The sequence below is a fragment of the Ancylobacter amanitiformis genome, assembly GCF_030814815.1.
Classification (GTDB): domain Bacteria; phylum Pseudomonadota; class Alphaproteobacteria; order Rhizobiales; family Xanthobacteraceae; genus Ancylobacter; species Ancylobacter amanitiformis.
Genome location: NZ_JAUSVR010000002.1, coordinates 384,662 through 397,087 on the forward strand (window position 1 = coordinate 384,662; position 12,426 = coordinate 397,087).

At 68.7% G+C, this 12,426-nt stretch carries 8 protein-coding genes and 1 pseudogene; 6 read left to right on the forward strand and 3 right to left on the reverse strand.

Translation table 11 applies throughout. From position 1 onward, the window contains the following. Positions 1-15: 15 nt before the first annotated feature. Genes QOZ99_RS04850 through QOZ99_RS04860 form a run of 3 tightly spaced genes read left to right on the forward strand, consistent with a single transcriptional unit; the run spans position 16 to position 3,122 of the window. On the forward strand, positions 16-1,473 hold the full coding sequence (locus QOZ99_RS04850) for a GntP family permease (RefSeq protein WP_306888822.1): 1,458 nt from the start codon (positions 16-18) through the stop codon (positions 1,471-1,473). 30 nt (positions 1,474-1,503) lie between these two features. Further along, on the forward strand, positions 1,504-2,709 hold the full coding sequence (gltS, locus tag QOZ99_RS04855) for a sodium/glutamate symporter (RefSeq protein WP_306888823.1): 1,206 nt from the start codon (positions 1,504-1,506) through the stop codon (positions 2,707-2,709). Positions 2,710-2,765: 56 nt separating this feature from the next. Next, positions 2,766-3,122, forward strand: a complete 357-nt coding sequence (locus QOZ99_RS04860) for a hypothetical protein (protein WP_306888824.1) — start codon at positions 2,766-2,768, stop codon at positions 3,120-3,122. Between the two features lie 143 nt (positions 3,123-3,265). On the opposite strand, the gene QOZ99_RS04865 is transcribed toward QOZ99_RS04860, so the two are convergent. Continuing rightward, entirely contained in the window at positions 3,266-4,510 is a 1,245-nt protein-coding gene (locus QOZ99_RS04865; protein ID WP_306888986.1) for an alpha/beta hydrolase, read from the reverse strand. 450 nt (positions 4,511-4,960) lie between these two features. Between QOZ99_RS04865 and QOZ99_RS04870 the strand changes: the two genes are divergently transcribed. The 3 genes and pseudogenes from QOZ99_RS04870 to QOZ99_RS04880 form a co-directional block, all read left to right on the forward strand. Next, entirely contained in the window at positions 4,961-6,031 is a 1,071-nt protein-coding gene (locus QOZ99_RS04870; protein ID WP_306888825.1) for an efflux RND transporter periplasmic adaptor subunit, read from the forward strand. Beyond that, positions 6,031-9,090 (forward strand): efflux RND transporter permease subunit, encoded by a 3,060-nt coding sequence (locus QOZ99_RS04875; RefSeq protein WP_306888827.1) that lies wholly within the window; start codon positions 6,031-6,033, stop codon positions 9,088-9,090. Before QOZ99_RS04870 ends, QOZ99_RS04875 begins: the two co-directional genes overlap by 1 nt. A 148-nt stretch (positions 9,091-9,238) precedes the next feature. Further along, positions 9,239-9,439 (forward strand): annotated as a pseudogene (locus tag QOZ99_RS04880) (YMGG-like glycine zipper-containing protein); the annotation flags it as partial. Positions 9,440-9,557: 118 nt separating this feature from the next. Here the strand turns inward: QOZ99_RS04880 and QOZ99_RS04885 are convergent. After that, the gene (locus tag QOZ99_RS04885) at positions 9,558-11,153 is read right to left on the reverse strand and encodes an alpha/beta hydrolase (RefSeq protein ID WP_306888987.1); all 1,596 of its coding nucleotides are present in this window, start codon (positions 11,151-11,153) and stop codon (positions 9,558-9,560) included. A gap of 62 nt (positions 11,154-11,215) precedes the next feature. Beyond that, the gene (locus QOZ99_RS04890) at positions 11,216-12,244 is read right to left on the reverse strand and encodes an AI-2E family transporter (RefSeq protein WP_306888830.1); all 1,029 of its coding nucleotides are present in this window, start codon (positions 12,242-12,244) and stop codon (positions 11,216-11,218) included. Positions 12,245-12,426 lie beyond the last annotated feature (182 nt).

The window sequence follows — 12,426 nt, forward strand, 5'->3', positions numbered from 1 at the left end:
GCTTCTGGGGGAAGAATGGGTCTCATCGGCATTCTGGTCGGCCTCGGCCTGCTCGTCGCACTCGCTTTCCGCGGCTGGAGCGTGCTGCTCCTCGCGCCCGTCGCCGCGCTCATTGCCGCCGCTTTCGCGGGCGAGCCGCTGCTGGCGCACTGGACGCAGACCTTCATGGGCAGCGGCGCGCGCTTCATCGCGCAGTTCTTCCCGCTGTTCCTGCTCGGCGCGCTGTTCGGCAAGATCATGGACGACAGCGGCTCGGTGACGTCGATCGCCGAGTTCATGACCGAGAAGCTCGGCACAAGGCGGGCGATGCTGGCGGTGGTGCTGGCCGGCGCCTTCGTCACCTATGGCGGCGTGAGCCTGTTCGTCGCCTTCTTCGTGCTGGCGCCGATGGGCATCGCGCTGTTCCGTCAGGCCGGCATTCCGCGCCGGCTGATGCCCGCCGCCATCGCGCTCGGCACCTCCACCTTCACCATGTCGGCGCTGCCCGGCACGCCCTCGATCCAGAACGCCATCCCCATGCCGTTCTTCGGCACCACGCCCTTCGCCGCGCCCGGGCTCGGCATCATCGCCTCGGTCATCATGCTCGCCTTCGGCCTGTGGTGGCTCGGGCGCGCGGAAGGCCGGGCGCGGCTGGCCGGGGAGGGCTTCGGTCCGGCGGACGCCACCGCGCCGGTGGATGCCGCCGCCGAGGACCCGATCATCCGCGAGCGGGCCACCACCGCGCATGAATTCGACCCGGCCGAGATCCATAACGGCGTGCATGCCTATACCAAGCCGTCCTTCGGGCTCGCCGCGCTGCCGCTCGTGGTGGTCGTCGTCGTCAACCTGCTGATGTCGCTCGTCATCCTGCCGCAGATGGATGTCGCCTTCCTCGCCGAGCCGCGCTGGGGCGGGACGAGCCTCTCCGCGGTCGGCGGCGTGTGGTCGGTAGTGGTGGCGCTGACGGCGGCGATTCTCGTCGCGCTGGCGATCAACTGGCGCCGCCTGCCGGGCCTGCGCGCCACGCTGGATGCCGGCGCCAACGCTTCGGTTCTGCCGGTGTTCAGCGTCGCCAGCCTGGTCGGCTTCGGCGCGGTGGTCGCGGCGCTGCCGGCGTTCGAGCTGGTGCGCGAATGGGTGCTCGGCATCGAGGGCGGCCCGCTGGTCTCGCTCGCCATCGCCACCAATGTGCTGGCCGCGCTCACCGGCTCGGCCTCGGGCGGCCTCACCATCGCGCTCGACGCCCTGGGCCCGACCTACATGAAGCTTGCCGCCGAGATCGGCCTTGACCCGGCGCTGCTGCACCGCGTGGCGGTGATCGGCTCGGGCACGCTGGACAGCCTGCCTCATAACGGCGCGGTGGTGACTTTGCTCGCGGTCTGCGGCACAACGCATCGCGAGAGCTATCTCGACATCGTCATGGTCGGCATCGTGGGCGCCATCGTCGCCTTGGTCGCGGTCATCCTGCTCGGCTCGTTCGTCGGGTCGTTCTGACCTGACGAGCGCAGCGCCTAGGGGGAGACGATGACGACGCTTGAGACGCCGGGCTTTCTGACCTTCACCATCGCCATCGTGGTGTTCTTCGCGGGCGTGGCCATCAACCGGGCGATTCCCCCGCTCAAGGCCTGGAACATTCCCGAGGCGGTGACGGGCGGCCTGCTGATGGCGCTGGCGACGTTCCTCGCCTACCGCTTCCTCGATGTCGAAATCCGCTTCGCGCTCGAAGCGCGCGACATGCTGCTGCTCTATTTCTTCACCGGCATCGGCCTCAACGCCAAGCTCGACGACCTCATCACCGGCGGCCGGCCGCTTCTGGTTCTGCTGATCCTGACCGTCGTCTTCCTGGTGCTGCAGAACCTGATCGCCGCCGGCAGCGTCGCGGCTCTGGGCCTTCCGGAGGGGCTCACCGTGTTCCTCGGCTCGGCATCGCTGATCGGCGGGCACGGCACCACCATCGCGTGGGCGCCGCTGATCACCGAGCGCTTCAACATCGCCAACGCCATGGAAGTCGGCATCGCCACCGCCACGCTGGGCCTCGTGGTGGCCAGCCTCGTCGGCGGGCCGATCGCCCGCCACCTGATCTCGCGCCATGACCTGCACGGGCCGAAGACGGGCGTCGACGTGATCGGCCTGCCGGAGAAGAGCGAGCATGGCGTGCGCGACGATGTCAGCCATGTCAGCCTGCTGCGCACCGTGCTGGTGCTGAACGTGGCCATCCTGATCGGCTTCTTCGTCGATGAACTGCTGGATGAGGTGGCGCTCAAGCTGCCGCTCTTCGTGGTCTGCCTTCTGGTCGCCATCGTGATGACCAATACCGTGCCGCGCCTGCTGCCGAACCTGGTGTGGCCGACGCGCACCCGCGCGCTGGCGCTGGTGTCCGACTGCTCGCTCAACGTGTTCCTGTCGATGTCGCTGATGAGCATGCAGCTGTGGACGCTGGGCGGGCTCGGGCCGGCGCTGATGCTGGTGCTCGGCCTGCAGACGCTGGCGGCGGTTCTCTACATCGTGTTCATCGTCTTCCCGGCCATGGGCCGGAATTACGAGGCGGCGGTGCTGGCGGCGGGCTTCACCGGCATCAGCCTGGGGGCGACGCCGACCGCCATCGCCAACATGACGGCCGTGACCAAGACGCACGGCGCGGCGCCGCGCGCCTTCATCATTCTGCCGCTGGTCTCGGCCTTCTTCATCGACATCGTCAATGCGGCCGTCATCGGCTATCTCGCCAGCTGATCGCCGATTCGTTCGGGAACGGCGTTTGTTCACGGCCGTTATTCAAGGACCTGCCGATGCTCTCACGACGCTCGCTCTTCCGGAGCCTCATCGCCGCCGCGCTGACCGTGCCGGCGGGTGCGGCCCTCATTGCCGCGGCCGATGCGCAAGGGGCCCCGCCGCCCCCGCCCGGCGCGCGCCCGGCCGGCCCCCCTGGCCCGCCGCCCCGGCCGCAGCGCGAGCCGCGCCCGGCTCCGCGCCGGGGCTACACCTGGATTCCCGGGCACTGGAACTGGACCGGCCGCCACGGCTGGAACTGGCTCCCCGGCCATTGGGAGGAAAACCGCCGCGGCTTCACCTATGCCGGCCCGCGCTGGGTGCTGCGTCGCGGCCAGTGGATCTACGAGCCGGGCCGCTGGGTCCGCAGCTGGTAACGGCGCGTCTCGCGCGCACGGCGATCGACCCGCCGCCGTCCTAGAGCTTTTCCGGTGAATTCCGGTTCACTGGAAAAGCTCTAGTTTATTGTTCTGACGCATTTTCTTCACGCGAACCGGAATCCACGTCGCTCGAAAATGCCCTAGTCGGCGGCGGGATTTTCCACCGTCTCGCTGACCGAGCGGCCGAGCTGCTGGACCTGGCTCTGGTAGGTGTTGCGCGTCGCCGGATCGACCACCGCGATCGGTGCGCTGATGACGAGGCCGGCGGCGCTGCCCACCGTCTGGCCAACGCCCATGGCGGCGACGCCGATGCGGTCGCCCAGGCTCACGTCGGAATCCGTCACCGTCTGCCCGTTCACCAGCCGCTGGCCGATCGCCTTCACCACTTCGGGGGAGGCGGCGAAACGGCCATGGTTGAGCGCGTCGTCGCCGCTGCGCAGGGCGGTGAGGTCGATCACCACGATGCCGGTCTTCTCCAGTTCCGCGTAGAAGTGCTGCGCATCCACGAGGCCGAGCCGGTCGACGCCGCCGGAAATGCGCCGCGAGAGCTGCAGCGCGCGGTCATCCTGCGAGACGAACAGCGTGAAACGCGCCTTGGGGCTGTTCAGCGAGCGCCATTGCGAGGCGAACACGTCCACGTCGACATCGGGCGCCGCGAGAATGACGTTGCTGATCTTCGCCGGCAGTTTTCCCCGGCGGATCGCCATCTGCCGCAGCCCTTCCATGGCGAGCCAGGCGCCCATGGAGTGCGCCATGATGATGACGTCGTTGACCCGGGGGTCGCTCGCCACCTGCCAGACGGTTTCCTCGAAGGCATCGCGCGAGAAGATCGTGCTCTCGCGATCGAACAGATAATCGAACACCCGGGCGCGCGAGGGCCAGGTGAACAGCACCGGCGCCGCGTCCGAGCGTGAATCATGGGTGATCTGGGCGAAGCGGTAGACCGCGTCCTCGAAGCGGTTGTTGAAGCCGTGCACGAAGATCAGCACGCGGCGGCTGGGCGGCAGATTCTGGTCCAGCCAGTTCTTGGCCGCCTTGGTGCCGTCCAGCGGCTTCACCGCGAGTGTGGCGAAATCGGTCTGCGGATTGGAGGGCAGGCTGCGCGGCCACTGCACCTGCCCGATCTGGCGCCGGTCATCGGGCGGAATCGAGACGGTGAAGGCGGTCAGCGACACTTTCGGGTTGCGCTCGCCGGTGAACAGCACGTTCGGATCGGTCGAGGGCGCCCGCGTGGTCGCGACCAGCATGTTGACTTCGGTCGCATCGGTGGCCGTCTGCGCCACCGGGCCAAGCACGCCCGTCGGCCGGCTGGCACAGGCCGCGATCAGCGTGCCGAGAAGGAGGAGGGCGCAAAGGCCGGCGCGACGTCCGGCAAAGGCTCCCATGCGCTTCACCGCTTCGGCCCGCACGCCGGCCCGCACGCGGGTCTGCGCGTCGTTCTGCCGAGCCGCCTGCCGGGGACCTGCTGCACCGTCACTCACCACGCTACCTCGGCCGCCACTGGTCCCTCGCGGGGTCTCTTCCGCGCCCTGGAACGGTTACAGCGGGCCGGCCTCCGGCTCAAGCGCCGCGTGCCGCCCGCGTCGGATGCGGATGTGATTGCGCCGCGGCGTTGCCCTTTCGCACCGGCGCGTGGCCGAGACGCCACGCGCCTATGTCATCCCTTCACGCGGCTATGTCCTGTCTTATTGCGGTCGTGTCCGGCGGCGCCAATCGGTGCCATAATGGCGAGATCATAGTGAGGAGTCTGCCGGGACATGCGGGATGGGAATCGAGCGGAGCACCGGGCGGCGCCTGGCCTGGGCAACAGGGCCGACGCGGGCCATGGCCGGCGCATGGGAGGGCTGGTGCTTGTCGCGCTGCTCGCCCTCGCGGTGGCCGGTTGCGATGCCGGCGACGAGGATGCGCCCGCGCCGGTTCGCCCTGTGCGTTCGGTCACGGTCGAGATCGGCACCGCCGGCGACGTGGTGACGCTCACCGGCGACGTGCAGGCCGAAGATGAGGCCGCGCTCGCCTTCCGCGTCGGCGGCCGCATGATCGAACGTCTCGTCAATGTCGGGGATCGTGTCACCGCCGGCCAGGTCGTGGCGCGGCTCGATCCGCAGAACGCGCTGAACGGGCGGCGCTCGGCGCAGGCGGCGCTGACCGCCGCGGAAGGCCGCCTCGTTCAGGCGCAGAACCATTTCGAGCGGCAGGAGCGCCTGCTCGGCAACGGCTTCACCACCCGCGCCATTCATGACGACGCCGCCCAGGGGCTGCGCAGCGCGCAGTCGGCGGTGGACGATGCGGAGGCGCAGCTCAAGATCGCCGAGGATAATGTGGGCTATACCGAACTGGTGGCCGACGCCCCGGGCGTGGTGACGGCGCGCGGCGCCGAGCCCGGCGAGGTGGTGCAGGCCGGCCAGTTGATCGTGCAGCTCGCCCGGCAGGGCGGGCGCGACGCGGTGTTCGACGTGCCCGCGCAGCTGCTGCGCGCGGTACCCGCCAATCCGCTGATCGAGGTCTCGCTCGTCGATGATCCGGCCGTGAAGGCGACGGGCCGCGTTCGCGAGGTGGCCCCGCAGGCCGACCCGGTGACGCGCACCTTCCGCGTGCGGGTGGGGCTCGACAATCCGCCCGAGGCGATGCGGCTGGGCTCCAGCGTGAACGGGCGCGTGCATCTGGATGCCGGCGCGAGCATCGAGATCCCGGCCTCGGCGCTCACCGCCTATCAGAGCCGCCCGGCGGTGTGGATCGTCGATCCGGCGACGCTGACCGTGTCGCTGCGCAATATCGAGGTGGCGCGGTTCAATCCGGCGACGGTGATGGTGGCCTCCGGGCTGGGTGAAGGCGACATCGTGGTGACGGCCGGGGTGCAGGCGCTGCATCCGGGCCAGGCGGTGCGGCTGCTCGGGCAGGGTTCGTGATGGGATTCAATCTGTCCGCCTGGGCGCTGCGGCAGCGTTCGCTCGTCATCTTCTTCATGCTCGTGGTGGTCGGGGCGGGGCTGTTCTCCTATTTCCGCCTCGGCCGCAGCGAGGATCCCTCCTTCATCATCAAGACCATGGTCGTGCAGGCGGCATGGCCGGGCGCGAGCATGGAGGACACGCTGCAGCAGGTGACGGAGCGCCTCGAGCGCACGCTGCAGGAAGTGCCTCATCTCGACTTTCTGCGCAGCTATACCCGCCCGGGCGTCACCACCATCTTCGTGAATCTCGATGGGGCGACCACGGCGGCACAGGTGCCGGAGGTCTGGTACCAGGTGCGCAAGCGCGTGGCGGACATGCGCCGCACCCTGCCGGCCGGCGTGGTCGGGCCCGGCTTCAACGACGAGTTCGGTGACACGTTCGGCCTGATCTACGGCTTTACCGCCGACGGCTTCACCCATCGCCAGCTGCGCGACTATGTCGAGGCCGCGCGCTCCAAGCTGCTGCAGGTGCCGGACGTCTCGCAGATCCAGATCCTGGGCGCGCAGGACGAGCGTGTCTATGTCGAGTTTTCGGCCCGCCAGCTCGCCGCGCTCGGCGTCGACCGCCTCGCTCTGGTGGAGGCGCTGCGCAGCCAGAACGTGGTGCAGCCTTCGGGCACGGTGCAGACCGGCGACGAGAAGCTGGCGCTCGACGTGACCGGCGCGTTCGGCTCCGAGCAGGACATCGCCAACATCAATTTCGCGGTGAACGGGCGCATGCTGCGCCTCGCCGACATCGCCACGGTGCGGCGCGGCTTCGTCGATCCGCCGCAGCCGATGTTCCGGGTGAACGGCCAGCCGGCCATCGGCCTCGCCATCGCCATGAAGGAAGGCGGCGACATTCTCGCCCTCGGCGCCAATATCGACAGGTCGATGAAGGCGATCACCGCCGAACTGCCCATCGGCATCGAGGCGCATCTCGTCGCCGACCAGGCGGTGACGGTGAAGGGCGCCATCTCGGAGTTCATGGAATCGCTCTGGCAGGCGATCGCCATCATCCTCGTCGTCAGCTTCCTCGCGCTCGGCGTGCGCCCCGGCCTGATCGTGGCGCTGTCCATTCCGCTCACGCTGGCGGCGGTGTTCGCGATCATGCAGATCGCCGGCATCGACATGCAGCGCATCTCGCTCGGCGCGCTGATCATCGCGCTGGCGCTGATGGTCGACGACGCCATGACGACGACCGATGCCACCATCAACCGCCTCGCGCTCGGCGAGCCGAAGGAAGTGGCGGCCACCTATGCCTTCAAGGCCTATGCCTTCGCCATGCTGGCCGGCACGCTGGTAACGATCGCCGGGTTCGTGCCGGTGGGCTTCGCGGCGAGTTCGGCCGGTGAATACACCTTCTCGCTGTTCGCGGTCGTGGCGATCGCGCTTTTGGTATCGTGGGTGGTGGCGGTGCTGTTCGCGCCGCTGCTCGGCCTTGCGATTCTCAGGCCTCCGAAGCCCGGCACCTCCACCGAGCCGGGCCGGATCATGAAGCTGTACCGGGGCTTCCTCGGAGCGGCGATCACCGCGCGCTGGATCACCATTCCGGCGACGCTGGCGGCCTTTGTCGGCGCCTTCCTGCTGATGCCGCTGATCCCCTCGCAGTTCTTCCCGTCCTCGGACCGGCCGGAACTGCTGGTCGACATCAGCCTGCCGCAGAATGCCTCGATCTACGCCACGCAATCGGCGGTCGAGCGCTTCGACGCGGCGCTTAAGGGCGACACCGATGTCGACCGCTGGAGCACCTATGTCGGCGAGGGCGCCATCCGCTTCTACCTGCCGCTCAACGCGCAACTGCCCAATGACTTCTTCGCGCAGGCGGTGGTGGTGGCCAAGGACGTGGCTGCGCGCGACCGGCTGCAGCAGCGGCTGGAGCAGCGCCTCGCACAGGACTTTCCCGGCGTGGTCGGGCGGGTCTATCCGCTGGAACTCGGCCCTCCGGTGGGATGGCCGATCCAGTACCGGGTGATCGGCCCGGATCTCGGCACGGTGCGCGATATCGCGTATCGGCTGGCCGACGTGGTCGCGGCCAACCCGGATACGCGGCTGGTCAATTACGACTGGATCGAGCCCGCGCGCGAGATCCGCATCCGCGTCAACCAGGACGAGGCCCGTCGGCTGGGCCTGAGCACGCAGGCCATTGGCAGCGTGCTCAACACCATGATCACGGGCGCGCCGGTGACGCAGGTGCGCGACGACATCTATCTCGTCGACGTCGTGCTGCGCGCCACCGATGAGGAGCGCGTCTCGCTCGACACGCTGCGCACGGTGCAGGTGCCGATCGCCGGCGGGCGCACGGTGCCGCTCAGCCAGTTCGCGACCTTCGAGTATGAGCAGACCTACCCGCTGGTGTGGCGGCGCGACCGTGTGCCGAGCCTGACCGTGCAGGCGGATGTCGCGCCGGGCGTGCTGCCCGACGAGGTGGTGGGCCCGCTCGCGCCGAAGATCGAGGAACTGTCGGCGTCGCTGCCGGCCGGCTACCGCATCGAGACCGGCGGCACGGTGGAGGAGAGCACAAAGTCGCTGGCCTCGGTGGTCGCCGTGGTGCCCCTGATGCTGCTCATCATGGTGACTGTGCTGATGTTCCAGCTGCGCCGCTTCACGCTGATGGCGCTGGTGCTCAGCGTGGCGCCGCTGGGGCTGATCGGCGTGGTGCTGGCGCTGCTGCTGTTCCAGCGCCCGCTCGGCTTCGTGGCGATCCTCGGCATCCTCGCGCTGATCGGCATGATCATCAAGAACGCGGTGATCCTGATCGGCCAGATCGAGGCGGAGCGCGCGGAGGGCAAGCCCGTGCGCGAGGCGGTGATCGAGGCAAGCTCGGCCCGCTTCCGGCCGATCATGCTCACCGCCGTCTCCACCGTGCTCGGCATGATCCCGATCGCGCCGACCGTGTTCTGGGGGCCGATGGCCTTTGCCATCATGGGCGGGCTGCTGGTGGCGACGGTGCTGACGCTGATCTTCCTGCCGGCGCTCTATGTCGCGGTCGTGCGCGACACGCCGCCGGCCGCCAGGCAGGCTTCTGTCGTTTCCTGACATCGCCGTGCGAGGGGCGGGGGCTCACCCATCCCTCGCGCGGCGCCGGCTTGAGGTAGAAAGCCGCCGGTCCAATCGGGCGAATCACCTATCGCCACGAGTTGAGCGGCCGGGAGGGGTTCCCGGCTCCATGAAGGGGAGTTTGATCATGACGAAGTCGATCGCGGTGAAGGTCGCGGCCGTGGGTATCGTCGCGCTGGCCATGGCCGGCTGCACCACCACCGAGAAGCGCACCGCCGGCGGCGCGCTGATCGGCGGCGGCGCGGGCGCCATCATCGGCGGCATCGCGGGCGGCGGCACGGGCGCGGCGATCGGTGGCGCCATTGGCGCGGGCACCGGCGCGGTCATCGGTGCGGCCACCGCCAACTAAAGGCCACGCGCGCGCGGCGGCGATCCGATCGATCGTCGCGCGTTTGGCAGAACGGTTTCCCAGGCCGCGTCCGCTATCGGGCGCGGCCTTTTTCGTGTCAGGGGGCGGCGGTCTCGGGCGTTTCCGGCATCGCCGCATCCGGCAGGATGGTTTCCGGCATGGCTTCATCGGGTGCGCGCGGGGATGGGGCCGCGTTGGCCGGCGAGGCAGCGGGTGGGCCGACGGGCGGCTTGGTGGATGCGGGCGCGATGTCGTCGCCGATCCGCTGCTGCATGTAGGGGAAGAACGGGTTGGACGACATGCGCACCAGCGTGTCGAGATTGACGATCAGCGCCCCGCGCTCGCCGCGTATCGCCATCGCCCCGAGTTGGAGGCCGAAATCGTCGGCCGGATCGGGATCCGAACCGTAGAGCCCGTCGCTGGAGGGGAAGGGCAGCGCGACATGGGAGAGCGAGTAGACGTCGCGCGGGTAGGCCAGCCCGAGCGGGCGCACGGTTTCCTCGGTGGCACCGGCCGCCACCGAGTGTTCCGATACCTCGTCGGTGCCCTGAACATTGGTGACGATGGTGGTGCGGAAATGGCGCGGCGCCGGCGGCAGCATGCGCGTCAGGGCGGCATAGGTCGCCGCCCGCAGCAGCGGGCCGAGCTTGGTGTTGCGGTTGATGTCGAACAGCACCAGTTCGCTGCCATTCTCCGGCAGCAGCGCATAGAAGGCGGTGATGATCGCCCGCGTCGAGACGGTGAAGTCCATCACCGACTGGAAGGTGAGCGCCGGGGGAAGGGCGCCCAGATTGCCCTTGCGCGCCTGCGCCGCGATCGAATCCTGCAGCGCCGTGGTCAGGCGGTGCGACTGGCGCGCGCCATTGACCGGAAACGAGTTGTACTTGAACGGGTTGAACTCGGGCAGCACCGCCAGCCAGGCCGCCTTGGCGAAGGCCGGCAGGAAAGCCGGCAACCCGGCAAGGCCGGCGAAGCGCGCGAAGCGGGTGATGCCGATCATCGGCGAGATCAGCACCAGCCGGTCGACGCGCGGCAGCGCCGGATCGTCCAGCGCGTCGAGCGCGTATTTCAGCGCCAGCGCGCCGCCATTGGAGAAGCCGACAATGTGCAGCTCCCCCTCCGGCCCCGCCCGGCGGCGGGCCTCGCGCACCGCGAGCCGGGTGGCGGCGAGCCAGTCTTCCCATTCCACATCGGTGAGGCCCGCCGGCACCGTGCCGTGGCCGGGCAGGCGCGGGGCGATGACGGCATAGCCGGCATCGGCATAGAGCCGAGCGACGTGGCGCAGGCTGTAGGGTGAATCGGTCAGCCCGTGCAGCAGCACGACGGCGCCCTTTGGCGCCCCCGCAACCACCCCCTGCGGGTCCAGCGTGTAGGAGCGGTTCCAGTCATGGGCGAAGCGCGCGGGATAGACGATGCTGCCGGAGAAATAGCGATTGGAGGGGATCCGCTCCGCGTCGTCCAGCTTCTGCACCACTTCCGCGTCGACGTCGCGGAAGATGCGATCCTCGGCGGCGAGGTAGGAGGACCAGTCGCCCTTGTCCATCTCCGCGATGCTGAGCTCGTGCGGCACGAACGTGTGCCAGGGCTCCAGCGGGGCGCCGCTCTGGGCGAAATAGATGCGCGTCGCCATGAAGGTGACGAAGACCAGCAGCAGCGCGCCGACCAGAAGCTTCAGAAGGCGCTTGAGCCTCATCATGACGGCGTTCCCCGTTTCCCTGCGCGCATTTCCCGCGCCTGCTGCCCCACGCCCGTTTCCTACGCCGGATCCGGCGTCCGCCCCGAGAGCAGCCGCGCCACCCAGCGGCTGCCATCATACTGGTCGCACAGAACCAGCACGGCGATCATTACCGGCACGCCGATGAAGGCGCCGGGCAGGCCCCACATGAAGGCCCAGAAGAACACCGACAGCAGCACGATGAAAGGCGACATGGCGAGCGCCTTGCCGGCGATGCGCGGCTCGATATAGCTGCCGGAGAAAAACTGGATGACGTTCATGCCGGCGAACACCGCCACCGCCATCTGCCAGGATTCGAACTGGGCGACGGCGAACAGCGTGGGCAGCAGCGTCGCCATCAGCGGGCCGATGAACGGAATATAGTTCAGCACGAAGGCGATGACGCCCCAGGCGAAGGCAAGGTCCAGCCCGGCCGCGGCGGCGAACGCCCAGATGGCGAGGCCGGTAAAGGCGCTCATCACGCTGCGCACCAGCATGTAGCGGCGGAACTTGCGCGCGATCTCCTCGCTCGCCACCAGCAGCCGGCGGCCACCCTCGCCCAGTTCGGCGCCGGCCAGCTTGGCGCGGATCACGTCCACTTCCAGCAGGCCGAGCATGACGAAGATGGCGGTGACCACGCCGAAGCCGACCATGCCGTTCACCCGGCTGGCCACGCCCTGGAAGAAGCGGATCAGCCAGCTGACGTTGAACGTCTCGACAAAGGTGCCGGCGACATAGAGCCCGTGTCCTTCGAGCCAGCCCGCCCCGCTCATGTACAGCGCCTGGAACCGCGCCGCATTGGCGATCAGCCATTGGGCGGCGCGACCAAAGCCCCACAGCGTGAGGGAGGCGAGGCTGAGCAGAACGACGATGGTCACGGCAAGCGTGATGAACAGCGCCAGAAGCTGCGGCAGGGCGCGCTGCAACGCTTTCTGCAGCGGCCAGACCAGCGCGATGATGAACAGGGCGAAGGCCACCGGCGCGATGATGCTGCTCGCCAGAAACAGCGCCGCCGCCACCAGGATGGCCGTGCAGATTGCAATCATCGTCGCCGTACCACGCTGGCTCATCGCGCTGCGTCCCTTTTCCGCGTCAAGCTTGGCCCGATAAGCCCTTGTCCGGGACGCCACAAGCGCTTTGCCGCGAGGTGGCACGCAGGCGCGCGGCCGAGCGGGGGATAAATATTATTACACCATTGTTATAAAAAGATAATTTCATATATTGTGCTGCAACTAAATATCACTCTATCTTC

Coding starts and splice junctions, on each gene's coding strand:
- QOZ99_RS04865 (WP_306888986.1), bottom strand. CDS start 4,510: ATGGGAGCCTTTGCCGGACGTCGCGCCGGCCTTTGCGCCCTCCTCCTT.
- QOZ99_RS04870 (WP_306888825.1), top strand. CDS start 4,961: ATGGGAGGGCTGGTGCTTGTCGCGCTGCTCGCCCTCGCGGTGGCCGGT.
- QOZ99_RS04850 (WP_306888822.1), top strand. CDS start 16: ATGGGTCTCATCGGCATTCTGGTCGGCCTCGGCCTGCTCGTCGCACTC.
- gltS (WP_306888823.1), top strand. CDS start 1,504: ATGACGACGCTTGAGACGCCGGGCTTTCTGACCTTCACCATCGCCATC.
- QOZ99_RS04890 (WP_306888830.1), bottom strand. CDS start 12,244: ATGAGCCAGCGTGGTACGGCGACGATGATTGCAATCTGCACGGCCATC.
- QOZ99_RS04885 (WP_306888987.1), bottom strand. CDS start 11,153: ATGAGGCTCAAGCGCCTTCTGAAGCTTCTGGTCGGCGCGCTGCTGCTG.
- QOZ99_RS04875 (WP_306888827.1), top strand. CDS start 6,031: ATGGGATTCAATCTGTCCGCCTGGGCGCTGCGGCAGCGTTCGCTCGTC.
- QOZ99_RS04860 (WP_306888824.1), top strand. CDS start 2,766: ATGCTCTCACGACGCTCGCTCTTCCGGAGCCTCATCGCCGCCGCGCTG.